Here is a 26138-nt window from a genome sequence, read left to right on the forward strand (position 1 = left end):
GCCATTCTGATAACAACCCCCAAAACCGCTCAAACCCTTGTGAAATGGGGGGTTGAGGGGGCTTTAAAGAGCTGAATCGACCAGCCGCACGCGCGCTGATAGCCACAAAGAATAAGGCCCTGATCGATTAACGACGTTTGGCGTGCGCTTGGTGTGCCGTTTCGGGTGCCGAGGCCAACGGTTTACGTTAGAATGCCGGGCCTCAAAGCACACCCCTCCCGAGGCTGTCCCGAAGATGTTGATCCTGCGCGGCGCTCCTGCCCTATCTGCCTTTCGCCACAACAAACTTCTCGCACAACTGAGCCAAAAGGTTCCAGCTGTCAGCGGTTTGTACGCTGAATTCGCCCACTTCGCCGATGTTAAAGGCGAATTGACCAGCGACGAGCAACTGGTACTGGCTCGTCTCCTCAAGTACGGGCCAAGTGTGCCGGTTCAAGAGCCGAGTGGCCGACTGTTCCTGGTGTTGCCGCGGTTTGGCACCATCTCGCCCTGGTCGAGCAAGGCCAGCGACATTGCCCGTAACTGTGGCCTGGCCAAGATCCAGCGCCTGGAACGCGGCATTGCTTTCTATGTGGCCGGTCAATTCAGTGACGCCCAGGCGCAACTGATTGCCGACGCCTTGCATGACCGCATGACGCAAATCGTGTTGGGCAACCTGGAGCAGGCTGCCGGTCTGTTCAGCCATGCCGAACCCAAGCCGCTGACGGCGATTGACGTGCTGGGTGGCGGGCGTGCTGCGCTGGAGAAAGCCAACGTCGAGCTGGGCCTGGCGCTGGCAGAAGACGAAATCGACTATCTGGTCAATGCCTTCAACGGTCTGGGCCGCAACCCGCATGACATCGAACTGATGATGTTTGCCCAGGCCAACTCCGAGCATTGCCGCCACAAGATTTTCAACGCCAGTTGGGACATCGACGGCCAAAATCAGGAAAAAAGCCTGTTTGGCATGATCAAAAACACCTACGTGATGCACAGCGAAGGTGTTCTGTCGGCTTATAAAGACAACGCGTCGGTCATTGTCGGCAGCGTGGCCGGCCGCTTCTTCCCGAACCCTGATACCCGCCAGTACGGTGCGGTGCAGGAGCCGGTGCACATCTTGATGAAAGTCGAGACCCACAACCACCCGACCGCCATTGCACCGTTCCCCGGGGCGGCCACCGGCTCGGGCGGCGAAATTCGCGACGAAGGTGCCACCGGTCGTGGCGCCAAGCCAAAGGCCGGGCTCACCGGTTTCACCGTATCCAACCTGCAAATCCCGGGCTTTGAACAGCCGTGGGAAGTGCCGTACGGCAAGCCGGAGCGCATCGTCAACGCGCTGGACATCATGATTGAAGGCCCATTGGGCGGCGCCGCGTTCAACAACGAATTCGGCCGTCCGGCACTGACCGGCTACTTCCGCACGTTCGAGCAATCGATCAGCACGCCCCATGGCGACGAAGTACGCGGTTATCACAAGCCGATCATGCTGGCGGGCGGCATGGGCAACATCCGCGCCGAACACGTTCAAAAAGGCGAAATCACGGTCGGTTCCAAACTGATCGTGCTGGGCGGCCCGGCCATGCTTATCGGTCTGGGCGGCGGTGCTGCGTCTTCCATGGCCACCGGCGCAAGCTCGGCGGATCTGGATTTCGCATCGGTGCAGCGCGAAAACCCGGAAATGGAACGCCGTTGCCAAGAAGTGATCGACCGCTGCTGGCAGCTGGGTGACAAGAACCCGATCAGTTTCATCCATGACGTGGGTGCGGGCGGCCTGTCCAATGCGTTCCCCGAGCTGGTGAACGATGGCGACCGGGGTGGCCGTTTCGAACTGCGCAACATTCCGAACGACGAGCCGGGCATGGCCCCGCACGAAATCTGGAGCAACGAGTCTCAGGAACGTTACGTACTGGCTGTGGGCGTTGAGGACTTCGAGCGTTTCCAGGCCATCTGTGAACGCGAGCGTTGCCCGTTTGCTGTGGTCGGTGAGGCCACGGCCGAGCCGCAACTGACCGTCACCGACAGCCACTTCGGTAACAACCCGGTGGACATGCCGCTGGAAGTACTGCTCGGCAAGGCACCCCGCATGCACCGTTCTGCCGTGCGCGAGCAGGAACTGGGCGATGATTTCGATCCGGCGACCTTGAGCATTGGCGAGTGCGTCGAGCGCGTTCTGCATCACCCGGCGGTGGCCAGCAAAAGTTTCCTGATCACCATTGGCGACCGCACCATTACCGGTCTGGTCGCGCGCGATCAAATGGTTGGCCCTTGGCAAGTGCCGGTGGCTGACGTGGCCGTCACCGCCACCAGTTTTGACGTCTACACCGGCGAAGCCATGGCCATGGGCGAGCGTACACCGCTGGCCCTGCTGGATGCGCCAGCCTCGGGCCGCATGGCCATCGGCGAGACCCTGACCAACATTGCAGCGTCGCGCATTGGCAAGCTGTCCGACATCAAAATGTCGGCCAACTGGATGTCCGCTGCCGGTCATCCGGGTGAAGACGCCCGTCTGTTCGACACCGTGAAAGCGGTCGGCATGGAGTTGTGCCCTGAGCTGGGGATTACCATCCCGGTCGGCAAAGACTCGATGTCGATGCAAACCCGCTGGAACGAAGAGGGGACCGAGAAGAGCGTGACCTCGCCGCTGTCGCTGGTGGTCACCGGTTTCGCCCCGGTGGTGGATATCCGCCAGACCCTGACCCCCGAATTGCGCATGGACAAAGGCCTGACGGACCTGATCCTGATCGACCTGGGCCGTGGCCAGAACCGCATGGGGGCGTCCATTCTGGCGCAAACCTACGGCAAGCTGGGCAAGCAGGCGCCAGACGTCGACGACGCCGAAGACCTCAAAGCCTTCTTCGCTGTGATCCAGGGCCTCAATGCCGACGGCCATTTGCTGGCTTACCACGACCGTTCCGACGGTGGCCTGATGACCAGCGTGCTGGAAATGGCCTTCGCCGGTCATTGCGGCTTGAACCTGACCCTCGATTGCCTGACGCAAAACGCCAGTGAAATCCCGGCCATCCTGTTCAACGAAGAATTGGGCGCGGTGATTCAGGTGCGTCAGGATGCGACGGCCGAAGTGCTGGCTCAGTTCAGCGTTGCAGGCCTGGGTGAGTGCGTGGCCGTGATCGGCCAGCCGCTGAACAACAGTGAAGTCACCATCAGCCTTAAGGGCGAGACGGTGTTCGAAGGTCAGCGCGGTTCCCTGCAGCGTCAGTGGGCACAAACCAGCTACCAGATCCAGCGCCTGCGTGATAACGCCGAGTGCGCCGATCAGGAATTCGACGTGCTGTTGGAAGAAGACAATCCGGGCCTGACGGTCAAGCTCGGCTTTGACGTCAACCACAACATCAGCGCGCCTTACATCAAGAAGGGCATTCGCCCGCAAGTGGCGGTACTGCGTGAGCAGGGCGTCAACGGCCAGGTTGAAATGGCCGCAGCGTTTGACCGTGCCGGTTTCAACGCCATTGACGTGCACATGAGCGACATTCTGGCCGGCCGTGTCGACCTGAACGAATTCAAAGGCATGGTGGCTTGCGGTGGCTTCTCTTACGGTGACGTACTGGGCGCCGGTGAAGGCTGGGCCAAGTCGGCACTGTTCAACACCCGTGCGCGGGATGCGTTCCAGAGCTTCTTCGAGCGTTCCGACAGCTTCTCGCTGGGCGTGTGCAACGGTTGCCAGATGATGTCCAACCTCAGCGAACTGATCCCGGGCAGCGAGTTGTGGCCGCACTTTGTGCGCAACCGCTCCGAGCAGTTCGAAGCCCGTGTCGCCATGGTGCAGGTGCAGGAGTCGAACTCGATCTTCCTGCAAGGCATGGCCGGATCGCGCATGCCAATCGCCATTGCCCACGGCGAAGGTCATGCTGAATTCGCCAGCGAAGAAGCCATGTTGCAAGCGGACCTGTCTGGTGCCGTGGCACTGCGTTTCGTCGATAACCACGGTAAAGTCACTGAAAGCTACCCGGCCAACCCGAACGGTTCGCCGCGCGGGATTACCGGTCTGACCAGCCGTGACGGTCGTGTGACTATCATGATGCCGCACCCGGAGCGTGTATTCCGCGCCGTACAAAACTCGTGGCGCCCTGAAGAGTGGAACGAAGATGCGCCTTGGTTGCGCATGTTCCGTAACGCTCGCGTCTGGGTGGATTAAGCGCGATGTACAAGCTCAGCTTTTTCGTGCCTCCCAGCCATGTGGATGGGGTCAAGGATGCCGTGTTCGCTGCCGGTGGCGGTCGCATCGGCAACTACGACCACTGCGCCTGGCAGACCATGGGCCAGGGCCAGTTTCGTGCGCTGGACGGCAGTCAGCCGTTCATCGGGCAAACCGGCGCGGTCGAGTATGTCGGGGAATGGAAGGTTGAGCTGGTGGTGGCCGATGATCTGATCCAGGCGGTGGTGGCTGCGCTCAAGCTCAGCCACCCGTACGAAACGCCTGCCTATGAAGTGTGGCGCCTGGCGGACATCTAGCTTGGCACTGCAACAAAAAGCCCGCTGAACCGGTAACGGTCAGCGGGCTTTTTGTTGCGTAGAGCCTGGTGCTTAGGGGCGAATTTCGACCATCGTGCCGTCTTTGGTCAGGTTCCACACTTCACGCATTTCATAGTTCTTCATGGCGATGCAGCCATCGGTCCAGTCCAGCGTATGAAACAGGTTCTCCGGGTTTTCTTCGGTGTCGGGCGTGCCGTGAATCATGATCATTGACCCCGGGCTCACCCCTTCGCGGCGGGCCTGTGCGGCATCGCTGATGTTGGGGTAGGAGATGTGCATGGCGAGGTTGAACTTCTCGCTTTTCTTGCGCCAGTCGACCCAATACAGGCCTTCCGGGGTGCGCTTGTCACCTTCACGGGTTTTCGGCCCCTTGGGTTGCTTGCCCAATGAAATGCGGTACGTGCGAATCGGTTTGCCGTTGCTGATCAACTGCAGCTGGCGAGCCGACTTGAGCACCAGAATTTTTTCCACCGGGGCAGACGCGCGGGCGGGCTGCGACGAACGATGGGGCTGGATCACTTCATTTTTATCGACGGGTTTGCCGTTGATGGTGACGACAACGGCGGCTTGGCACGTAACAGCAAATGACAGGCAGAGTGCGGTAAACAACCAACGCATGGAGCGGTATCCCTAGAGGTGCAGTGGGGGTGACGGGCACTGTATTTATTGTTGAGGTTTGATCAGGCCTGCCAAGGGCGGCACGGCTTCGCTGCGCACCGGATAGACCTGCCCCGGCCGGTCAGCGAAAAAGCATTCTAAGGTACGGCTGACCGTGCGAAAAGCCAGCTCTGACCAAGGGATGTCGGCTTCGTCGAACAGGCGCACTTCAAGGCTCTCTTCACCGGCCGCAAAGTCGCGGTTGAGCAGTTCGGCGCGGTAGAAAATATGCACCTGATTGATGTGCGGTACATCGATCAAGGTATAGATGCTCAGGTTCGCGACTTCGGCACAGGCTTCTTCGCGGGTTTCGCGTTGCGCGGCCTGCTCAACGGTTTCTCCGTTTTCCATAAAACCGGCGGGCAGCGTCCAGAACCCTTTGCGCGGTTCGATTGCGCGCCTGCACAGCAAGACTTGAGTGCCCCACGTCGGAACGCACCCGGCAACGATGTTCGGGTTTTGGTAATGAATGGTCTGGCAGTGATCGCACACGTAGCGCAGGCGCGAATCACCCTGCGGGATGTGTTGGCTGACGGAATGGCCGCACTGGCTGCAAAATTTCATGCTGAGCTCTCTGGTGTGGCGCCTATCTTGGCGGTTCTGGCGGGCCTTGGGCAAGTGCCGCATGGCGTGCTGCGACAGTGTGGGGCTTGGGTGCTTTGGGTGATTTGGTGCATGATGCCCGATAAGTGACGGATCGAGATGACCTATGCTGGACGAGCTGCTTGGCCGCGTGAGCCGCTATACCCCGCGAACGCTGGTGACAGAGCGCAATTTCCCCGAGGCTGCGGTGTTGCTGCCCGTGACCCGCAGTGATGAGCCTGAATTGATTTTGACCCTGCGCGCCAGCGGCCTCTCAACCCATGGTGGCGAGGTGGCATTCCCCGGAGGTCGACGTGACCCCGAGGACCCGGACCTTGTGTTCACGGCCCTGCGCGAAGCTGAAGAAGAAATCGGCCTGCCGCCGGGGCTGGTCGAAGTCATTGGCCCGCTGAGTCCGTTGATCTCCCTGCACGGCATTCGAGTGACGCCCTTCGTCGGGGTTGTGCCGGACTATGTGGAATACCTGGCCAACGATGCGGAAATCGCGGCCGTGTTCAGCGTGCCCCTGGATTTCTTTCGCCAGGACCCGCGCGAACACACGCACCGTATCGACTATCAGGGCCGCAGTTGGTATGTGCCGAGTTACCGCTTCGGTATGTACAAAATCTGGGGGCTGACCGCGATCATGATCGTTGAGTTAATGAACCTGCTCTATGACGACGTGAATATCAACCTGCACACCCCGCCAGAGCGCTTTATCACCTTCTAGAACCCTGCTCACAGGGTCATGCCTGCCTTGAGGACTTTGCCATGAAATACCGTTTGGGCGACGCGTGCGTCGACACTCACCCTGACAGCTGGACCGCGCCCACTGCCACGTTGATCGGTCGCGTCCGGCTCGAAGAGGGCGCCAGCGTGTGGTTCAACGCCGTTTTACGCGGCGATAACGAGCTGATTCTCATCGGCAAGGACAGCAACGTGCAGGACGGCGCCGTGATGCACACCGACATGGGCTACCCGCTGACCCTGGGCACGGGCGTGACCATTGGTCATAACGCCATGCTGCATGGCTGCACGGTCGGCGACTACAGCCTGATCGGGATCAACGCCGTGATCCTCAACGGCGCCAAGATTGGTAAGCACTGCATCATCGGAGCCAATTCCCTGATTGGCGAAGGCAAGGTCATACCCGACGGTTCGCTGGTCATGGGGTCGCCCGGCAAAGTGGTCCGCGACCTCACTGACGAGCAGAAAGCGTTGCTGCAAGCCAGTGCGGCCCATTATGTGAAAAATGGCCAGCGGTACGCCCGCGACCTTGAAGAGCAGTCATCGTGAATGATCCGCAGCGCCCGGTGGCGTCTCCCTGCGTGAACATTTGCGCACTGGACGACGATGACGTGTGCACGGGCTGCCAGCGCACCGTGGCTGAAATCACCCGTTGGAGCCGCATGACCAACGCTGAGCGTCGCGACGTGCTGGTGTTGTGCCATGAGCGGGCCACCTCCTGTGGCGTGATGTGGATGCTGAACGGCCCGGTCTGAGCGGCGTAGTCGCTGCGCCAGCGACTACAAATACAGGCATGACTCAAGTACCCTGTGCGCCTTGCCCACAGGTGTCTCCCGTTACCATGTTGTTTCTCGTCGCTTATATCGCCAGCGTTGTGCTCATCAACTACGCGTTTTCCACGGCGCCGCACCTGGACATCATCTGGTCGGCCTGGGGCGGGCTGGTATTTGTCCTGCGCGACATGGTGCAAACCCGCTTTGGTCATGGCGCCATTGCGGCCATGCTGGCGGCACTGGTGCTGTCGTACGTCACTTCAGACCCTTCCATTGCCCTGGCCAGCGCCACCGCGTTTGCCGTGTCCGAGTGCATTGACTGGCTGGTGTTCAGCCTCACCAGGCGCCCGTTGCACGACCGGCTATGGATCAGCTCCGCGCTGAGTATCCCGATCGATACCTTCATTTTCTTCGGCATGATCGATGCGTTTACCCCCGGCGTGATCCTGACCGCCATGGGCTCCAAGTTCGCGGGCGTGACCTGCGTGTGGCTGGCCATGGCTTGGCGAATGCGCAAAGCAGCGGCCCGATAAGGTCACGCGGCCCGGATCATGTAAAATGCCGGCCTTTCTCCCCCAGCAGGCGCTGGCCTGGCGAGCGCCTTCGATGATTTGTTTCCTTGAGGACCTGAAATGACCCGTATCGGAACTCCACTGTCGCCGACCGCGACCCGCGTATTGCTGTGTGGCTGCGGCGAGCTGGGTAAAGAAGTTGTCATCGAATTGCAGCGTTTGGGTGTCGAAGTGATTGCCGTTGATCGCTACGCCCATGCCCCGGCCATGCAGGTGGCGCATCGCAGTCACGTGGTCAACATGCTCGATGGTGCAGCCTTGCGGGCCGTGATCGAAGCAGAGAAGCCGCACTTCATCGTGCCGGAAATCGAAGCCATCGCGACCGCCACGTTGGTCGAGCTGGAAGCGCAAGGCTTTACCGTCATCCCGACTGCCCGCGCCACGGCGTTGACCATGAACCGTGAAGGCATCCGGCGTCTGGCCGCTGAAGAACTGGACCTGCCGACCTCGCCTTATCACTTTGCAGACACATTTGAAGACTACAGCCGTGCCGTGCAAGACCTCGGCTTCCCGTGTGTGGTCAAGCCGGTCATGAGTTCGTCGGGCAAAGGCCAGAGCCTGCTACGCAGTGCGGATGATGTGCAAAAAGCCTGGGATTACGCGCAGGAAGGCGGCCGCGCGGGGAAAGGTCGGGTCATTATCGAAGGCTTTATCGACTTTGATTACGAAATCACCTTGCTCACCGTGCGCCACGTCGGCGGCACCACATTCTGTGCGCCAGTGGGGCATCGTCAGGAGAACGGCGATTATCAGGAGTCGTGGCAGCCGCAGGCCATGAGCCCGATTGCGCTGGCTGAATCCGAGCGTGTGGCCAAAGCGGTCACAGAGGCGCTGGGCGGACGCGGCTTGTTCGGCGTCGAGCTGTTCATCAAGGGCGATCAGGTCTGGTTCAGCGAAGTGTCGCCGCGCCCGCATGACACAGGGCTGGTCACGCTGATTTCTCAGGACCTGTCGCAGTTTGCGCTGCACGCGCGCGCGATCCTCGGTCTGCCGATTCCACTGATTCGTCAGTTCGGGCCGTCAGCGTCGGCTGTGATTCTGGTGGAAGGGCAATCCACCCAGACGGCTTTTGCCAACCTGGGCGCCGCCCTGAGCGAGCCTGATACCGCGTTGCGCCTGTTCGGCAAGCCAGAAGTCAACGGTCAGCGCCGTATGGGCGTAGCCCTGGCCCGTGACGAATCGATCGAGGCCGCACGCACCAAAGCCACACGTGCCGCCAAGGCCGTGGTCGTCGAGCTGTAAATCGTTGGGGTCGCTGCCGCACCGGGCGGCAGCGACCCCAAGCTCCCAAACCGCTTCACGCGACCTTGTTCAGGTCAGCTTCCCTCGTTTCCTTCAGGCACAGCACGGCGATCAGGCTGAGCAGCGCCGCACCTGATACGTACCCGCCAACCCAGCTCAAACCACCCATGCTGACCAGCTTTTGCGCGAAGAACGGTGCGGCAGACGCGCCGACAATCCCGCCCAGGTTGTACGCGGCCGACGCGCCGGTATAGCGCACGCGGGTCGGGAACAGCTCGGGCAGCAGGGCGCCCATCGGCGCAAAGGTCACGCCCATCAAAAACAGTTCAATACACAAAAATAGCGCCACGCCCCACGTGGTGCCGTGGGTGAGCAATGGCTCCATCAAAAAACCTGACAGCAACGCCAGTACGCCACCGACGATGAGCACCGGTTTGCGTCCCCAGCGGTCGCTGGCCCAGGCAGCGAGCGGCGTGGCGGCCGCCATGAACAGCACGGCAAAGCACAGCAGGCCGAGGAAGGTTTCGCGGGTGTAGCCCAGGGTCGACACCCCGTAACTCAGGGAGAACACCGTCGAGATGTAAAACAGCGCGTAACACACCACCATCGACGCTGCGCCCAACAGCATCGGCGCCCAGTACTGGCTCAAAAGCTCGATGATTGGCATCTTCACCCGTTCGTGTTGCGCCACGGCTTTGGCGAATACGGGGGTTTCTTCAAGTTTGAGGCGCACATACAGCCCCACCATCACCAGCGCCGCGCTCAGCAGGAATGGAATTCGCCAGCCCCAGGCGCGGAACTGCTCATCGCTCAGGGTCATGGCCAGCGTCAAAAACAAACCATTGGCCGCCAGAAAGCCAATTGAGGGGCCCAACTGCGGGAACATGCCGAACCAGGCGCGTTTGCCTTTTGGCGCGTTTTCAGTGGCCAACAAGGCGGCGCCACCCCATTCCCCGCCCAGACCCAGGCCTTGGCCAAAACGTAGCACACACAACAGGATGGGCGCCCAGGCACCGATCGTGGCATAGCCCGGCAGCACGCCAATCAACGTGGTGCACACGCCCATCAGCAGCAGCGAGGCCACCAGTGTCGACTTGCGGCCGATGCGGTCACCGTAATGGCCAAACAGAAATGAACCCAGCGGGCGTGCGAGAAAGGCGATGCCGAAGGTCAGAAAAGCCGAGAGCATTTGTGCGGTGCCGGATGTCTGCGGAAAGAACACCGGCCCGATGACGAGCGCGGCGGCCGTCGCGTACACATAAAAGTCGTAAAACTCGATGGCGGTTCCGATAAAGCTGGCGGTGGCCACGCGGGCGGCTGAGTTGGCCGGTTTTTCGGATGAGGCTTCGCTGTAAGTGGTGCTGGAGGTCATGTGCATATCCCTGACAGTTATGTGCTCATGGCTGGCCTGCGCGGGGAGCGAGGCGAGGCTGAGCGATTGTTATGGTCGTTGGCCCCGAGGGATATCAGGGTGCAAGCGCCGTTCGGGATGGGAACGCACGCAGGTACTGCGAACAACAACCCGCCGGGGACGCGGCGCGCGGGTAGCACGCCTGTTGGCGGGGCTTGGGTAAGCGGGAGTGATTATAGGAAGCCCTGCCGGAATCGAACAAGGCCCGTCGCGGCCATCAGGCCGCGGGCTTGACGCTGTTGTGCCAGATCAGCACGCGGCTGACACGGTTATCTTCGGTGTCGAGGATTTCCAGTCGGTAGCGGCCAATTTTCAGGCATACCGTGGTTTCCGGGATGGTTTCCAGGGCCTCGGTGACCAGTCCGTTCAGGGTTTTGGGCCCGTCGCACGGCAGTTGCCAGCCCAGGCTTTTGTTCAATTCGCGAATCGATGCCGCGCCGTCCACCACGTAACGGCCATCGGGCAGCGGCTCGATGTGCGGGTTATCGACGTTTTGCTCGTTTTCGAATTCGCCCACGATCTCTTCGAGGATGTCCTCAAGAGTCACAATGCCGAGCACTTCGCCGTATTCATCCACCACGATGCCGATACGGCGCTGCTGTTTGTGAAAATTCAGCAGCTGCAAATGCAGCGGGGTGCTTTCAGGGATGAAGTAGGGTTCGTGGCAAACGGCCAGAATCGCCTCTTTGGTCAGGCTGGCGTCCGGCAGCATGTGCTGGATGTGGCGCGTGTTGAGGATCGCTTCAACCTGATTGATGTCGTTATGGAACACCGGCAGGCGCGTGCGTTTGGTCTGGCGTAACTGCTCGATCAGGTCTTCAATCGGGTCGTCGAGGTTAAGGCCTTCGACCTCGCTGCGCGGGATCAGGATGTCATTGACGGTGATGTTATCCAGCGCGTGGATGCCGGCCAGCAAGGGCGGGCGATTATTGGGTTCGTCGTCCTCGTGGGGCAGGGCGCTGTGAGGCGAGTGGGGTTCGGCACGCTGGACCACGGATCGCGACCTGCGCGACAGCAGTCCAATACACAAGCCCAGTCCTGCAAACACCAGGGCCAATAAGGCCAGCAGCGGCCCGGGGGGCAAGCTATCCATAATCATCGCCCGTCAAATATGCAGAATGTATTCACGAACCAGCTTGCTGCCAAAGTAGGCCAGCATCAGCAGGCAGAACCCGGCAAACGTCCAGCGGATGGCTTTGTGGCCGCGCCATCCGAGGTGATGGCGACCCCACAGCAGCACGCTGAACACGATCCAGGCCAGGCACGCCAACAGCGTTTTGTGTACCAGGTGTTGAGCAAACAGATTGCCCAGGAACAGCCAGCCCGAGATCAGCGACAGCGAGAGCAATGTCCAGCCCGCCCACAAGAAACCAAACAGCAGGCTTTCCATGGTCTGCAGCGGCGGGAAGTTTTTGATCAGGCCCTTGGGGTGCTTGTGTTTGAGCTGATGGTTTTGCAATGACAGCAGCAGCGCCTGAAACACCGCAATGGTGAACATGCCGTAAGCCAAAATCGACAGCAGGATATGGGCCAGGATGCCGGGCTGTTCATTAATGACTTGCACTGTGCCGGGCGGGGCAAATTCAGACAGCAGCACGGTCAGGGCGCCCAGCGGGTATAGAAGCAGCAGCAGGTTCTCGACCGGGATGCGGGCGCAGGCGACCAGCGTGACGGCAATCACGGCGACCGCAATCAGACTGGCGGCGCTGAAAAAGTCCAGTTCCAGCCCGGCGGGGGTCATCAAATGGGTAAAAAGGCTCGCGGCGTGGGTGATGACGGCAAGGATGCCGAGCGTCACCAACAGGCGTTTGTTTGCCTTTGCGCCGTGGCGCAAGCAATTGCCTTGATAGAAAGTCGCAGCGGCGTATAGACATGCGGCGGCGAGGCTGGGGAGCAAACTCGGTGACAAGGGGAGCATAAATCCTGTTAGGCAAGCCCGAAAGGGCTGAGTTTGGCATACAACCGCCTGAACACGAAAGCCACATAAGCTGACGGTAAGGTGTCCGCCGCGATCAGTCTTCGCTATAATCCGCGACCTGCCCACGCCGCAGGCTCGCCGAGCATCAGTTTTACACGGGCTGGGCCGCAATAACCCCGGTCTACTTTGGGCCTGAAAGGATCGCGCATGTTTGAAAATTTAACCGACCGTCTCTCGCAGACGCTGCGCCATGTCACCGGCAAGGCCAAGCTGACCGAGGACAATATCAAAGACACCCTGCGCGAAGTGCGCATGGCGTTGCTGGAAGCCGACGTGGCTTTGCCAGTGGTCAAAGACTTCGTCAACGCGGTCAAAGAGCGCGCTGTCGGCACTGAAGTGTCGCGCAGCCTGACGCCGGGCCAGGCGTTTGTGAAGATCGTCCAGGCTGAACTCGAAAGCCTGATGGGCGCGGCGAACGAGGATCTGATCCTCAACGTCACGCCGCCTGCCGTGATCCTGATGGCCGGTTTGCAGGGTGCGGGTAAAACCACCACCGCCGGCAAGCTGGCGCGCTTCCTCAAAGAGCGCAAAAAGAAAACCGTCATGGTCGTGTCCGCTGACGTGTATCGTCCGGCCGCGATCAAGCAGCTGGAAACCCTGGCCGGCGAAGTGGGCGTGACCTTCTTCCCGTCCGACATCAGCCAGAAGCCGGTGGCGATTGCGCAAGCGGCTATTAATGAGGCGCGGCTCAAGTTCATTGATGTCGTGATCGTCGATACCGCCGGTCGCCTGCACATCGACGCCGACATGATGGCCGAGATTCAGGAACTGCACGCGGCGGTCAAGCCGGCAGAAACCCTGTTCGTGGTGGACGCCATGACGGGCCAGGACGCCGCCAACACGGCCAAGGCCTTTGGTGATGCCCTGCCGCTGACCGGCGTGATCCTGACCAAGGTCGATGGTGATGCCCGTGGCGGTGCCGCGTTGTCCGTGCGCGCCATCACGGGTAAACCGATCAAGTTCCTCGGCATGGGCGAGAAGAGCGATGCGCTCGACCCGTTCCACCCCGACCGTATTGCGTCACGTATTTTGGGCATGGGCGATGTGCTCAGCCTTATCGAGCAGGCCGAACAGACCCTCGATAAAGAAAAAGCCGACAAGCTGGCTAAAAAGCTCAAGAAAGGTAAAGGCTTCGACCTCGAAGATTTTCGCGATCAACTGCAACAGATGAAAAACATGGGCGGCCTCGGCGGCCTCATGGACAAGCTGCCGAACATGGGTGGCGTGAATCTGGCGCAAATGGGCAATGCCCAGGGCGCAGCAGAAAAGCAATTCAAGCAAATGGAAGCCATCATCAACTCCATGACCCCGGCCGAGCGTCGTGACCCTGAGCTGATCAGCGGTTCGCGCAAACGTCGTATTGCCATGGGTTCCGGCACGCAAGTGCAGGACATCGGTCGCTTGATCAAGCAACACAAGCAGATGCAAAAGATGATGAAGAAATTCTCTTCCAAAGGCGGCATGGCCAAAATGATGCGCGGCATGGGCTCGATGATGCCCGGCGGCGGCATGCCGAAAATGTAATTTACCTGCGCAAGCGCTCGCGTTTGCGCAGCTCGCAGCCCTGCGAGACCTCCAGCAAACCCGCACTGTGCGGGAGCTGACTTGTCGCCATTCGTGGCGGCCTTATAGCAGATCTGGATGTAACGCCACGTAGGCGCCAGAAAAAGACATTTGCAAAAGTCCGGATATTCCTTAGAATATGCGGCCTTTCGGGCACCTATGCCCGCTGTGCATTTAGATTTGCAGCACCGACTACAGGAAAGATCTACACATGCTAACAATCCGTCTTGCCCTTGGCGGCTCCAAAAAGCGCCCGTTTTACCACTTGACCGTTACCGATAGCCGTAACCCACGTGACGGTTCCCACAAGGAACAAATTGGCTTCTTCAACCCGGTTGCCCGTGGTCAGGAAGTTCGTTTCTCCGTTAAAGAAGACCGCCTCGCTTACTGGTTGAGCGTTGGTGCACAAATGTCTGAGCGCGTTGCTCAGCTTGTGAAAGTCAATGCCAAGGCTGCGGCCTGAGCAATATGAGCGTGACGCCAGAAATTGCTGATGATTTGATCGTTATCGGCAAGATTTTTTCGATTCATGGCGTTCGCGGCGAAGTGAAGGTGTATTCCTTTACGGATCCAATTGACAACCTGCTGGATTACAAGACCGCAACGCTTCGGCGTGGTGGCGATGTACGGCAGGCAGAGCTGGTCAGTGGTCGTTCCCAGAACGGCAAGTTTCTGGTTGTGAAGCTCAAGGGTCTTGATGACCGTGATGAAGCAGGCCTTCTTCGCGAATTCGAAATCTGCGTGCCCCGTAACCTGTTTCCTGAACTGACCGACGGCGAGTACTACTGGTACCAGCTTGAAGGCCTCAAGGTCATCGATACACAAGGGCAACTGCTCGGAAAAATCGATCACCTGCTAGAGACTGGCTCTAACGATGTGATGTACGTCAAACCTTGCCCAGGTAGCCTGGATGACCGTGATCGCTTGTTGCCCTATACAGAGCAATGCGTGTTGAGCGTCGACCTGGCAGCCAGCGAGATGAAGGTGGATTGGGATGCGGACTTCTAAGCGTGGCTAATTTGCGCGTAGAAGTGATCAGTTTGTTTCCCGAAATGTTTTCCGCCATCAGCGACTACGGCATCACGAGTCGCGCGGTGAAACAAGGGCTCTTGCAGCTCACCTGTTGGAATCCGCGAGACTGCACAACGGACCGGCATCACACTGTGGACGATCGCCCATTTGGCGGTGGTCCGGGCATGGTGATGAAGATCAAGCCTCTGGAAGATGCACTGGTTCAGGCCAGAAATGCAGCCGGAGAGGCGGCGAAGGTAATTTACCTGTCGCCCCAAGGCCGCCAGCTGAATCAGTCGGCGGTACGCGAACTGGCGAATGAGGAAGCATTAATCCTCATTGCAGGTCGTTATGAAGGCATTGACGAGCGTTTTATTGACGCTCATGTCGATGAAGAGTGGTCGATTGGCGACTATGTATTGTCTGGCGGCGAGCTGCCGGCAATGGTTCTGATTGATGCGGTTACACGACTGCTGCCTGGAGCTTTAGGGCATGCGGACTCCGCCGAGGAAGATTCCTTTACGGATGGTCTGCTGGATTGCCCGCACTACACCCGACCGGAGGTGTATGCGGATCAGCGTGTTCCCGACGTATTGCTTAGTGGCAATCATGCACACATCCGGCGTTGGCGTTTGCAGCAGTCCCTTGGGCGGACCTACGAACGACGCGCCGATCTTCTGGAAAGCCGCTCGCTTTCTGGAGAAGAGAAGAAGCTGCTCGAGGAATACATCCTCGCGCGGGACGATAGTTAACAACGTATCGATGGTAGATCCGACGATCTACCTTAGGAGCACAGCATGACTAACAAAATCATCCTTGCACTCGAAGCAGAGCAGATGACTAAAGAGATCCCTCCTTTTGCCCCGGGCGACACCATCGTCGTTCAGGTGAAAGTGAAGGAAGGCGATCGTTCGCGTCTGCAAGCTTTCGAAGGTGTAGTGATTGCCAAGCGTAACCGTGGCGTGAACAGTGCTTTCACTGTTCGTAAAATCTCCAACGGTGTTGGCGTAGAGCGTACTTTCCAGACCTACAGCCCGCAAATCGACAGCATGGCTGTGAAGCGTCGCGGTGACGTTCGTAAAGCCAAGCTGTACTACCTGCGTGACCTGTCCGGTAAAGCAGCTCGCATCAAGGAAAAACTGGCTTAAGTCCAGCTTCCCGATGCAGAAAAAAGCAGCCTTCGGGCTGCTTTTTTGTTGCCTGAGATTTATCAGACCTTTGTCCAGTTGTAGGTAGTAAAAAGCATGACACCGCGTGAGCAAGAGATTCAACGCCGTACAGAACTGTCTGTTACCCGCATCACCAAAGCCGTATTCCCTTCGACCACCAATCACCACAACACCCTGTTTGGCGGCACCGCATTGGCCTGGATGGATGAAGTGTCGTTCATCGCCGCGACCCGTTTCTGTCGCCTGCCGCTGGTGACCGTGTCCACTGATCCCATCAACTTCAATCACCCGATAGCGGCGGGCTCAATCGTTGAGCTGGTCGGACGCGTGGTGAAAGTCGGTAACACCAGCCTCAAGGTTGAAGTGCAGGTCTACGTTGAAAGCATGAGCAGCGACGGACGTGAACTCGCGATCCAGGGCTTGTTCAGCTTCGTGGCCATCGACGACGACAAGCGGCCTGTTCCCGTATTGCCAGGGTTTGCCCAGTAACGGCGAGTGCCCCCTCTAAGCGGGCCTGATCAATGCCAGTAACGTCCAGCCTGGCTCGGGGCTCACGTCGCTTTGCGGCGTGATTACGTGTACCCAGCCTGACGTGTCCTTGGCAAACAGCAGGTTCGCTCGCTCCCCGTGGAGCGCCTGATAGTCTTGCCACGTGAACTCATTCGTCAGGTGCGTGCTGTACAACTGCGCGCCCTGATTGAACTCGCCCACCAACTGGCCGTAGGTCAGCGCCGGGTCGCCCAGTGCGCGGCCGCGATGCTCATGGCTGGCCCGGTGTTTATCCGTGCGGCGGCTCTCCTGGCTGTTGGCCAGCGCAAACAGGCGATGCGGCCCGAACTCATGACGAAAACGCATGGCGGCCAGCGCATTGAGTTCGCCTGAGGGGGACAGCCCTAGCAGATGCCCTAAACCAACCAGATCCAGGTGCGATTCGGCATGCTCCGATGCCGGGTTGCCGAAGTAGGTCGGCAGGTTTTCCATGCGGGCCGCGCGAATGTTTTCCCAGCTCGAATCCGTTAGCAGCACCCGGCTGCCCAACTGCTGCAAGGCTGTGCCGATCAGGCGGGCCGGGCCGTTGGCGCCGACAATCAAAAAGCCGCTGGGAGGCGGCTCTGCCACCTTGAGCAAGCGCGCGAGCGGGCGTGCCGTAGCGCTTTGCACCACGACAGTGCCGATGATCACGGCGAAGGTCAGAGGCACCAATAACAGCGCACCCTGGTGACCGGCTTCGTCCAGGCGAATGGCAAAAATGGCCGAAACCGCAGCGGCCACAATGCCACGCGGTGCAATCCAGGCGAGGAGGGTGCGCTCGCGCCAGTTCAGTTTTGAGCCAAATGTCGAGAGCAATACATTCAAGGGGCGTGCAATAAATTGAATGATCAGCAGCAAAACCAGCACCGCCGGGCCCAGCCCGATCATGGCGTCCAGATCAAGGCGCGCGGCGAGCAGAATGAACAGGCCGGAGATCAGGAAAACGCTGAGGTTTTCCTTGAAGTGCAGAATATTGCGCACATCCACGCCTTTCATGTTGGCCATCCACATGCCCATCAGCGTGACAGCCAGCAGGCCGGACTCATGCATGACCTGATTGGAGGCAATGAACACGGCCAGCACTGTCGCCAACGTGCCAAGGCTTTGCAGGTATTCGGGCAGCCATTGCTTGCGCAGCACATGCCCCGAAACCCAGCCGCCCACGATCCCGAACAGGCTGCCGCACACAATCACACCGCCAAAGGTCAGCAAGCTGTGGCTCAAGCCATCGCCCGAAGCACGGGCAATGATGAAGCTGTAGACGACCACGGCGAGCAGGGCGCCAATCGGGTCAATGACGATCCCTTCCCAGCGCAAAATGTTCGCAATCGACGCCTTGGGCCGCACCACGCGCAGCATCGGCACAATGACCGTCGGCCCGGTAACCAGCGTCAAAGTGCCGAACAGCAATGCCAGGAGCCAGTCAAAACCCAGTAGCCAATGCGTGGCCACGGTAATCACGGCCCAGGTCGACAGAGCACCCAGGGTGACGAGGCGGCGCACAACCGTGCCAATTTCTCGCCATTCGGACAGGTGCAGCGTCAGGCTCCCCTCAAACAGGATCAAGGCCACCGCCAACGACACCAGCGGCATCAGCAGCGGGCCAAACAGTGTTTGCGGATTTAGCCAGCCGAGCACCGGGCCGAGCAGGATGCCCGCCAGCAATAAGAACAGGATGGCCGGCAGTTTCAGGCGCCAGGCCAGCCATTGGCAGCCCAGCGCAGCGATTCCGATGCCCCCAAACGCCAGCAGGATCTGTTGTTCATTCATAAGGAGCCCCTTGGGGGTGGGTGATGAGTGCTTTCTATTTATGCGGCGAGCCGGCTATGAAAGACTAGCGGCCACTTTCACGGTTCACTTTTTATTTACGCGCGGCTCAGTGCCTGCGCGTTTCGAGCGCCAATGCCAGCTATCGATGACCCGCTTATTGACCGTTTTCTGGATGCCCTGTGGCTGGAAAAAGGCCTGTCCGACAACACCCGTGATGCCTATCGCAGTGATTTGGCGCTGTTCAATGGCTGGTTACGCGAGCGCGGGATCGAGCTGCCCCATGCGGGCCGAGAGTTGATCCTCGACCATTTGGCCTGGCGTCTCGATCAGCATTACAAGCCGCGATCTACGGCGCGCTTTCTGTCGGGTGCGCGTGGGTTCTATCGTTACTTGCTGCGTGAAAAATTGATTGCCGTTGACCCGACCTTGCAAGTCGACATGCCACAGTTGGGGCGGCCGTTGCCCAAGTCCTTGTCAGAAGCGGACGTTGAGGCGTTGCTGGCTGCCCCTGATTTGAGCGACGCCATCGGCCAGCGCGATCGCGCCATGCTGGAAGTGTTGTATGCATGCGGGTTGCGGGTGACCGAGCTGATCAGCCTGACGCTGGAGCAAGTCAACTTGCGTCAGGGTGTGCTGCGGGTCATGGGCAAGGGCAGCAAGGAGCGCCTGGTGCCGATGGGGGAGGAGGCGATTGTCTGGGTTGAGCGCTACCTGCGCGACGCCCGGCATGAGCTATTGAACGGGCGTCCCAGTGACGTACTGTTCCCCAGCCAGCGCGGGGAGCAAATGACCCGCCAGACTTTTTGGCACCGCATTAAGCATCAGGCCACAGTGGCCGGTATCGACAAGTCGCTGTCGCCGCATACGCTGCGCCACGCTTTCGCCACGCACCTGCTCAACCACGGGGCAGACTTGCGAGTGGTGCAAATGCTGCTGGGACACAGCGACCTTTCGACGACCCAGATCTACACCCATGTGGCGCGTGCGCGTTTGCAAGACCTGCACGCCCGGCACCATCCCCGCGGCTGAGGTGCTTTGTCAGCTGTTGCATCCGCCACAGTCGGCCTTGCGGGCCAACTGTGGTAGGCTTTGCCGGTTCAGAAAACGAGCCACTAAAACCCTTTTTGCCTTGGGGTAGTGAGGTTTGGCCGTTTTGTCCGCCTTCAGGAGTTCTCATGCGCGTGACCCAACTTTTCGCCGCCGCAGCCATTGCGTTGGTCAGTACCTTTTCGTTTGCCGATACCGGCGCCGAGCAAGCCATTCGTAAAAGCCTCGAAACCCTGCAACTGGATGTGCCGGTCGAAAGCATCAGTGCCAGCCCGATGGCAGGCCTGTATGAAGTCAAACTCAAAGGCAGCCGAGTGCTGTATGCCAGTGCCGATGGTCAGTTCATCGTGCAGGGCTATATGTTCCAGCTCAAGGACGGCAAGCCGGTCAACCTGACCGAAAAGGCCGAGCGCGTCAGCGTTGCCAAGCTGATCAACGGGATTCCTGCCGCAGAGACCGTGGTGTACCCGGCCGTTGGCGAAACCAAGTCGCACATCACCGTGTTTACCGACACCACCTGCCCGTACTGCCACAAGCTGCACGAAGAAGTGCCTGAGCTGAACAAAATGGGCATTGAAGTGCGCTATGTAGCGTTCCCGCGTCAGGGCTTGGGCTCGGCCGGTGATCAACAGCTGCAAGCGGTCTGGTGTTCCAAGGACAAGAAAAGCGCCATGGACAAAATGACCAATGGCAAAACGGTCGACGCGCCCAAGTGCGCCAACCCTGTGTCCAAGCAGTTCGCATTGGGCCAATCCATTGGTGTGAACGGCACGCCGGCCATCGTCCTGGCTGACGGTCAAGTGATTCCGGGCTATCAGCCAGCAGCACAGGTTGGCAAGCTGGCACTCAGTGTTAAATAATCCTGCCTCGTCACAGTAAGCCTTTGACGAGCATGCTCGGGCCGTTCAACGGCCCGGGCATTAATAGAGAACCGTGGCAGACCACGGTTGTTTTCCACGGCCGACCTTGCGTCGGCCGTTTTATGGGGAGTTCAGCGTGAATCCGGTCAAAGTAGGCATCTGTGGACTAGGGACCGTCGGTGGCGGCACCTTCAACGTACTTAAGCGTAACGCCGAGGAGATTGCCCGCCGTGCCGGGCGTGGTATCCAGGTTGCGCAAATTGCAATGCGTACGCCAAACCCGCAGTGCGACATTACCGGTACCCCCATTACCAACGATGTATTCGCTGTTGCAACCAACCCTGACATCGACATCGTGATCGAGTTGATCGGCGGTTACACCATCGCCCGGGAACTGGTGCTCAAAGCCATCGAAAACGGCAAGCATGTGGTCACGGCCAACAAGGCCCTGATTGCCGTTCATGGCAACGAAATCTTCGCCAAAGCCCAGGAAAAGGGCGTGATCGTTGCGTTCGAAGCAGCGGTCGCGGGCGGTATTCCGGTCATCAAGGCAATCCGTGAAGGCCTGTCCGCCAACCGCATCAACTGGGTTGCGGGCATCATCAACGGCACGGGCAACTTCATCCTCACCGAGATGCGCGAGAAAGGCCGGACCTTCGAAGACGTTCTGGCAGAAGCGCAAGCGCTGGGGTACGCCGAAGCCGATCCGACCTTCGACGTTGAAGGCATTGACGCCGCCCACAAGCTGACCATTCTGGCGTCTATCGCGTTCGGTATTCCGCTGCAATTCGACAAAGCCTACACCGAGGGCATCACCAAGCTGACCACCGCTGACGTGAACTACGCCGAAGCTTTGGGCTACCGCATCAAGCACCTGGGCGTCGCCCGCAGCACGGCCAGCGGCATTGAGCTGCGGGTTCACCCGACCCTGATCCCGGCCGACCGCCTGATCGCCAACGTCAACGGCGTGATGAACGCCGTGATGGTCAATGGCGACGCCGCCGGTTCGACCTTGTTCTACGGGGCTGGCGCCGGCATGGAGCCCACCGCTTCCTCGGTCGTGGCGGATCTGGTCGACGTGGTCCGCGCCATGACCTCCGACCCCGAAAACCGCGTGCCGCACCTGGCCTTCCAGCCGGACTTGCTGTCTGATCATCCGATCCTGCCGATCGAAGCATGCGAAAGCGCTTACTACTTGCGCATTCAGGCCAAGGACCATCCGGGCGTGCTGGCGCAAGTGGCCAGTATCCTGTCCGAGCGCGGCATCAACATTGAATCGATCATGCAGAAAGAAGTCGAAGAGCATGATGGCCTGGTGCCAATGATTCTGTTGACCCATCGCGTGCTTGAGCAGCACATGAACGACGCCATCACCGCGCTGGAAGCGTTGCAAGGCGTTGTCGGTTCAGTGGTCCGCATCCGCGTGGAACATCTAAATTAATGACCAGCGGTACGCTGTAGGCGTCTGCTCCCCGTTAACGTGCCATCTGGCGTTGACGTGGGGGTCATCGCCACGGCTTGCCGCTCACCTCGAAGGTTCGCCCTAATGCGCTATATCAGTACCCGCGGCCAGGCACCGGCCCTGAATTTTGAAGATGTCCTGTTGGCCGGTCTGGCCAGTGATGGCGGCCTGTATGTGCCGGAAAACCTGCCACGCTTTACCCAGGAAGAAATCGCCTCGTGGGCCGGTCTGCCGTACCACGAGCTGGCATTTCGCGTGATGCGTCCGTTCGTGACGGGCAGCATCCCGGATGCCGACTTCAAAAAGATTCTCGAAGAAACCTACGGCGTGTTCTCCCACGCGGCGGTCGCGCCGCTGCGTCAGCTCAATGGCAATGAATGGGTGTTGGAGCTGTTCCACGGCCCGACCCTGGCCTTCAAGGATTTCGCCCTGCAACTGCTGGGTCGCTTGCTCGACTACGTGCTTGAAAAGCGCGGCGAGCGGGTGGTCATTGTCGGCGCTACCTCGGGAGACACCGGCTCGGCGGCGATTGAAGGCTGCAAGCACTGCGAGAACGTGGACATTTTCATCCTGCACCCCAATAACCGGGTGTCTGAAGTGCAGCGTCGCCAGATGACCACGCTGTTCGGTGACAACATCCACAACCTGGCCATCGAAGGCAACTTCGACGACTGCCAGGAAATGGTCAAGGCCAGCTTCGCGGACCAGGGCTTCCTCAAGGGCACGCGTCTGGTTGCCGTCAACTCGATCAACTGGGCGCGAATCATGGCCCAGATCGTCTACTACTTCCACGCAGCCTTGCAGTTGGGCGGGCCGCACCGTTCCGTGTCGTTCTCGGTGCCCACCGGCAACTTCGGCGACATCTTCGCCGGTTACCTGGCGCGCAACATGGGCCTGCCAATCAATCAATTGATTGTCGCCACCAACCGCAACGACATCCTGCACCGCTTTATGAGCGGCAATCAGTACGCCAAAGAAACCCTGCACGCGACCCTGTCGCCATCGATGGACATCATGGTGTCCTCGAACTTCGAACGCTTGCTGTTCGACCTGCACGGGCGTAACGGGGCGCTGGTTGCCGAGCTGATGGACACGTTCAAGCAAACCGGCCACTTCAGCGTTGAAGACGATCGCTGGACCGAAGCCCGCCGCCTGTTTGACTCGTTGGCCGTCGACGACACCCAGACCTGTGAAACCATTGCCCAGGTGTTCGCAGAAACCGGCGAAGTGCTGGATCCGCATACGGCCATCGGCGTCAAGGCTGCACGTGAGTGCCGTCGTAGCCTGGACACCCCCATGGTGATTCTGGGCACTGCTCACCCGGTCAAGTTCCCCGAGGCGGTTGAGAAGGCAGGCGTAGGAAAGGCATTGCAACTGCCAGCGCATCTTTCTGATTTGTTTGCACGAGAAGAGCGTTACACCGTTCTGGCAAATGACCTGAAAGCGGTTCAAGCCTTTGTGGGCCAGCATGGCAACCGAGGCAAAGCCTTGTAACAGGTCTTGTCCTACAGACATTGAAGCCCGTCGCCTGACGGGCTTTTTTGTTTGTGCGTGGCAAACTTGCGCCGTTCTCGCCCTCCAAGGCTGGCGAGTTGTCAGTCAAGGAAGCTGCAATGTCACGTACTTTTCAGGCATTTGGATCATGGATAAACGCCGTGCTGATTCTCGGTGTGCTGGGCTTTATGCCGTCTGCCGATGCCGCACACGGCTTACCCTTCAAGTTGCCTCCCAGCTTTGCCAGTTTTAAACCCCTGCGTCTGGACAGCGAAGAAAAACGCTGGCTGCAGGAGCGCGGCAAACTACGCGTGGGCATCACCCTCGATGGTTACGAGCCCATCGATATCACCAACGATCGAAACCGTTATCAAGGCATCAGTGCCGATTACCTGAGCATCATTCGTGACACGTTAGGGGTCCAGGTCGAGGTGCTTGGCTTTCGCAAGCGCGATCAGGCCGTAGCCGAGCTGCTGGCGGGCAAGATCGATGTATTGACCAGCGCCAGCGGGTTTGAGCGCGGGATCGAGGGCATCGAGTTCTCGCAGGATTACATGGTGGATCAACCGGTGATTGTCGGACGTGATATTGAGTCTGAATCCATCGATGACTGGTCGGGCAAAAAGATCGGCTTCCTGGACGGTTACATCGACATACCCGCCGCCCATGCGTTTTACCCTGACAGCGAAATCATCATCACCCCCACGATGCACAGCGCCATGGAAGCCCTGATAGAAGGGGACATCGATGCCTTCATCGGCAATGAGGTCATCGTCCAGGCGTTCAATAGCATTCGTCCTTATTCAAGGTTGCGCATCATCGATGACAGCGCCATACCGGTATCGGGCTTCGCCTTTGCGACGCGTCTGGCAGACCGCCAGTTGACGAGCCTGATCAATCAGGTACTCAACAGTGTGGATCAGACGCTCTCAGAACTTATTCTTTCTCGCTGGACCCAAGGCCTTGAGGGCAGCATTGCCCAGCAACACATCGACTTGCTCCCCGCCGAGCGCGAGTGGATCAAGGCTAACCCCGTGGTCACGGTGGTGAGCCAGCAATATCCGCTCTATACCTTTCGCAACGCCAGGGGCGAGTGGGAAGGCTTGAGCATTGACATCCTTGCGCGCATATCACGCATGACCGGGCTGCAATTCGTCCATGAAGAGTCGTTTTCGACCGCCCAAACGTTGGGCCTGCTCAAGAGTGGTCGAGGCCAAATGAACGCCACGCTGTCTATCAGTCCGGAGCGAAAGGAGTTTCTGAACTTCACGTACTCCTACGGCGGTGCGCCCTGGGTTTTCATCGTTCGCACCCACGACTCACGGCTCGGATCATTAGAGCAGTTGTCCGGCAAGGTGTTGGCACTTCCCGCCAGGCATGCTCTTGAAGCCATGATCCGGCGCGACCATCCGGAGATCGAAGTGCACACGGTCGCCAGTTTCGATCAAGCCAGGAGCCTGGTGGAAAAAGGCGAGGCCGACGCGACGATTCAAAGCGAGACACAGGCGTACCTGTATCCGCCGGGTCGTCTCAAGGTGGGCCGCACCGTCGAAGGCCGCTGGTCAGCCGATACGTTTTCGGTGCATGCAAAGCACCCCGAACTCTTGAGCATCCTGAACAAGGCGCTTGAAGCCATGACCATGACCGAAATCCGCACCTTGAGAAGCAAGTGGTTGGGCGGGGTAAGGAAGGCGCCGCTTGTTGAGAGCCCCCTTCATCACTCGCCATGGCTGTATGGACCAATGGCAGCTCTGCTGGTGGTGGGCCTGTTGTTGTTTTTGTGCAATCGGCGCCTGCATAACCAGATTGTGCTGGGGCATGCACGCGAAGCTCAATTACAGGAGGCTATCGAGTTTCAGCGCCGTTACCTGGACGGCATTCCCAGCCCCATTTTTGTAGTCGGTGTCAAAGGTGAAATAGTCACCTGCAACCGCAGTTATGAAGAGCGTTTATCCATCAAGCTGGAGCGCATCCAGGGTTTAAACAGCCTTGAAGCGAATCTTTATCCCCCCACCCTGGCCGAGCAGTTACATCGAGAGTTGCTGGACGTTATCCGCAGCCGAAAGCCGTTTTACATAAAACGTGTCATGGAATTCAAAGCCTGCAGCACAGAGGTGTATCAGTGGACTGTCCCTTTTTATTCATCGACCGGGCAGTTAGAGGGGTTGGTGGGAGGCTGGTTTGACGGGTCGGAAGGGAGGAAGTGGGATATCCCTTGATTGGCCCCTTCGCGTTTCAAAGGTGCTGGCTTTCGTAGGAGTGTTCTTACCGTAATTCAAGATTTGTCTTATGTTCTGTTCAGTTTGAGCCTTCTACAGTGCGCTCCATTCGAGCAATCGTCCCGCAGCTGTAAAGGTTCATGATGCAAAACCTGAAAGTACTGATCCTTGAAGACAACCCTTTTCAGTTGATGACCCTGCATCAAATGTTGAATGCATGCCGCATTTTCGACGTGCTGACCGCTTCAAGCCTGGAGGCGGCACGTCACTCACTTGCGGTACGCGGTGCTATCGATATCGCCATTTGCGACCTTTACCTGGACACCACCTCGGGGCTTGACCTGATCACTGAGCTGGCCCAGCAGCGCCATGCATCGGCGTTGATCATCCAGACCTGCGCCGCGCCGCATGTTGTTGAAAAGGCCGCCAGCCGGGCGCGCCGCGAAGGCCTCAAGGTATTGGGCTCTCTGACCAAACCCGTCAGTGTGAGTCGCTTGAACCAGCTGTTGCAGGCCTACCAGGTGCCATGTTTCAACACGTTGGGCCGCTGAGGCAAATTGATTGCAGGCCTGAGGGAACC

Annotated in this window: 24 protein-coding genes and 1 pseudogene; 19 read left to right on the forward strand and 6 right to left on the reverse strand. The window is 59.2% G+C overall.

Features of this window, described 5'->3' with window-relative positions; all coding sequences use genetic code 11:
* Positions 1-235: 235 nt before the first annotated feature.
* The gene (gene purL / locus TU74_RS11700; RefSeq protein WP_047278344.1) at positions 236-4132 is read left to right on the forward strand and encodes a phosphoribosylformylglycinamidine synthase; all 3897 of its coding nucleotides are present in this window, start codon (positions 236-238) and stop codon (positions 4130-4132) included.
* Positions 4133-4137: 5 nt separating this feature from the next.
* Positions 4138-4449 carry a YqfO family protein gene (locus TU74_RS11705; protein ID WP_047277383.1) on the forward strand — a complete coding sequence of 104 codons (312 nt, stop codon included), beginning with the start codon at positions 4138-4140 and terminating at the stop codon, positions 4447-4449.
* Positions 4450-4521: 72 nt separating this feature from the next.
* Here the strand turns inward: TU74_RS11705 and TU74_RS11710 are convergent, their stop codons facing one another.
* Together TU74_RS11710 and TU74_RS11715 are read right to left on the reverse strand one after the other, a co-directional pair.
* Positions 4522-5088: a L,D-transpeptidase family protein gene (locus TU74_RS11710; protein ID WP_047277381.1), complete on the reverse strand. Its 567-nt coding sequence runs from the start codon at positions 5086-5088 to the stop codon at positions 4522-4524.
* 45 nt (positions 5089-5133) lie between these two features.
* Complete coding sequence (locus TU74_RS11715; RefSeq protein WP_047277380.1) at positions 5134-5691, reverse strand: NUDIX hydrolase; 558 nt, start codon at positions 5689-5691, stop codon at positions 5134-5136.
* A gap of 145 nt (positions 5692-5836) precedes the next feature.
* On the opposite strand from TU74_RS11715, the gene TU74_RS11720 reads away from it, so the two are divergent.
* The 5 genes from TU74_RS11720 (at position 5837) to purT (ending at position 9043) form a co-directional block, all read left to right on the forward strand.
* Positions 5837-6439: a CoA pyrophosphatase gene (locus tag TU74_RS11720; RefSeq protein WP_048376604.1), complete on the forward strand. Its 603-nt coding sequence runs from the start codon at positions 5837-5839 to the stop codon at positions 6437-6439.
* A 41-nt stretch (positions 6440-6480) separates the two neighbouring features.
* Positions 6481-7005 (forward strand): gamma carbonic anhydrase family protein, encoded by a 525-nt coding sequence (locus TU74_RS11725; RefSeq protein ID WP_047277376.1) that lies wholly within the window; start codon positions 6481-6483, stop codon positions 7003-7005.
* On the forward strand, positions 7002-7211 hold the full coding sequence (locus tag TU74_RS11730) for a DUF1289 domain-containing protein (protein WP_048376607.1): 210 nt from the start codon (positions 7002-7004) through the stop codon (positions 7209-7211). Before TU74_RS11725 ends, TU74_RS11730 begins: the two co-directional genes overlap by 4 nt.
* A gap of 86 nt (positions 7212-7297) precedes the next feature.
* Positions 7298-7762 carry a 7-cyano-7-deazaguanine/7-aminomethyl-7-deazaguanine transporter gene (locus TU74_RS11735; protein WP_047277372.1) on the forward strand — a complete coding sequence of 155 codons (465 nt, stop codon included), beginning with the start codon at positions 7298-7300 and terminating at the stop codon, positions 7760-7762.
* A gap of 99 nt (positions 7763-7861) precedes the next feature.
* Positions 7862-9043: a formate-dependent phosphoribosylglycinamide formyltransferase gene (gene purT, locus TU74_RS11740; protein WP_048376608.1), complete on the forward strand. Its 1182-nt coding sequence runs from the start codon at positions 7862-7864 to the stop codon at positions 9041-9043.
* A gap of 55 nt (positions 9044-9098) precedes the next feature.
* On the opposite strand, the gene TU74_RS11745 is transcribed toward purT, so the two are convergent.
* The 3 genes and pseudogenes from TU74_RS11745 to TU74_RS11755 all read right to left on the reverse strand — a co-directional run bounded on the left by TU74_RS11745 (position 9099) and on the right by TU74_RS11755 (position 12372).
* The gene (locus TU74_RS11745) at positions 9099-10415 is read right to left on the reverse strand and encodes an MFS transporter (protein ID WP_047295241.1); all 1317 of its coding nucleotides are present in this window, start codon (positions 10413-10415) and stop codon (positions 9099-9101) included.
* Between the two features lie 256 nt (positions 10416-10671).
* Positions 10672-11526 (reverse strand): annotated as a pseudogene (locus tag TU74_RS11750) (transporter associated domain-containing protein); the annotation flags it as partial.
* A gap of 33 nt (positions 11527-11559) precedes the next feature.
* A complete protein-coding gene (locus tag TU74_RS11755) occupies positions 11560-12372 on the reverse strand; it encodes a cytochrome C assembly family protein (RefSeq protein ID WP_047277368.1) in 813 nt (270 codons plus the stop codon).
* Between the two features lie 207 nt (positions 12373-12579).
* Here TU74_RS11755 and ffh point away from each other — a divergent pair, with 207 nt between their 5' ends.
* The 6 genes from ffh to TU74_RS11785 all read left to right on the forward strand — a co-directional run bounded on the left by ffh (position 12580) and on the right by TU74_RS11785 (position 16664).
* Positions 12580-13956 carry a signal recognition particle protein gene (gene ffh, locus TU74_RS11760; RefSeq protein WP_047277366.1) on the forward strand — a complete coding sequence of 459 codons (1377 nt, stop codon included), beginning with the start codon at positions 12580-12582 and terminating at the stop codon, positions 13954-13956.
* Positions 13957-14206: 250 nt separating this feature from the next.
* Positions 14207-14458 (forward strand): 30S ribosomal protein S16, encoded by a 252-nt coding sequence (gene rpsP / locus TU74_RS11765; protein ID WP_047277364.1) that lies wholly within the window; start codon positions 14207-14209, stop codon positions 14456-14458.
* A 5-nt stretch (positions 14459-14463) separates the two neighbouring features.
* Positions 14464-15003, forward strand: coding sequence for a ribosome maturation factor RimM (gene rimM, locus TU74_RS11770; protein ID WP_047281167.1), 540 nt, complete (start codon positions 14464-14466; stop codon positions 15001-15003).
* 2 nt (positions 15004-15005) lie between these two features.
* Positions 15006-15758 carry a tRNA (guanosine(37)-N1)-methyltransferase TrmD gene (gene trmD / locus TU74_RS11775; RefSeq protein WP_048376610.1) on the forward strand — a complete coding sequence of 251 codons (753 nt, stop codon included), beginning with the start codon at positions 15006-15008 and terminating at the stop codon, positions 15756-15758.
* 45 nt (positions 15759-15803) lie between these two features.
* Positions 15804-16154 (forward strand): 50S ribosomal protein L19, encoded by a 351-nt coding sequence (gene rplS / locus TU74_RS11780; protein ID WP_003440273.1) that lies wholly within the window; start codon positions 15804-15806, stop codon positions 16152-16154.
* A gap of 96 nt (positions 16155-16250) precedes the next feature.
* Entirely contained in the window at positions 16251-16664 is a 414-nt protein-coding gene (locus TU74_RS11785) for an acyl-CoA thioesterase (protein WP_047277358.1), read from the forward strand.
* Between the two features lie 15 nt (positions 16665-16679).
* Here TU74_RS11785 and TU74_RS11790 read toward each other — a convergent pair whose 3' ends face one another.
* A complete protein-coding gene (locus tag TU74_RS11790; RefSeq protein WP_048376612.1) occupies positions 16680-18476 on the reverse strand; it encodes a cation:proton antiporter in 1797 nt (598 codons plus the stop codon).
* A gap of 132 nt (positions 18477-18608) precedes the next feature.
* Between TU74_RS11790 and xerD the strand changes: the two genes are divergently transcribed.
* The 6 genes from xerD to TU74_RS11820 all read left to right on the forward strand — a co-directional run bounded on the left by xerD (position 18609) and on the right by TU74_RS11820 (position 26109).
* Positions 18609-19505 (forward strand): site-specific tyrosine recombinase XerD, encoded by an 897-nt coding sequence (xerD, locus tag TU74_RS11795; protein WP_047278332.1) that lies wholly within the window; start codon positions 18609-18611, stop codon positions 19503-19505.
* A 146-nt stretch (positions 19506-19651) separates the two neighbouring features.
* Entirely contained in the window at positions 19652-20383 is a 732-nt protein-coding gene (locus TU74_RS11800) for a DsbC family protein (protein ID WP_047277353.1), read from the forward strand.
* A 136-nt stretch (positions 20384-20519) separates the two neighbouring features.
* Complete coding sequence (locus TU74_RS11805) at positions 20520-21824, forward strand: homoserine dehydrogenase (protein WP_048376614.1); 1305 nt, start codon at positions 20520-20522, stop codon at positions 21822-21824.
* Between the two features lie 105 nt (positions 21825-21929).
* Positions 21930-23339 carry a threonine synthase gene (thrC, locus tag TU74_RS11810; protein ID WP_047281165.1) on the forward strand — a complete coding sequence of 470 codons (1410 nt, stop codon included), beginning with the start codon at positions 21930-21932 and terminating at the stop codon, positions 23337-23339.
* Positions 23340-23458: 119 nt separating this feature from the next.
* Positions 23459-25558, forward strand: coding sequence for a transporter substrate-binding domain-containing protein (locus TU74_RS11815; RefSeq protein ID WP_052892913.1), 2100 nt, complete (start codon positions 23459-23461; stop codon positions 25556-25558).
* A gap of 143 nt (positions 25559-25701) precedes the next feature.
* A complete protein-coding gene (locus tag TU74_RS11820; RefSeq protein WP_080960241.1) occupies positions 25702-26109 on the forward strand; it encodes a response regulator in 408 nt (135 codons plus the stop codon).
* Positions 26110-26138 lie beyond the last annotated feature (29 nt).

The sequence above is a fragment of the Pseudomonas lundensis genome (genome assembly GCF_001042985.1).
GTDB classification, from domain to species: domain Bacteria; phylum Pseudomonadota; class Gammaproteobacteria; order Pseudomonadales; family Pseudomonadaceae; genus Aquipseudomonas; species Aquipseudomonas lundensis.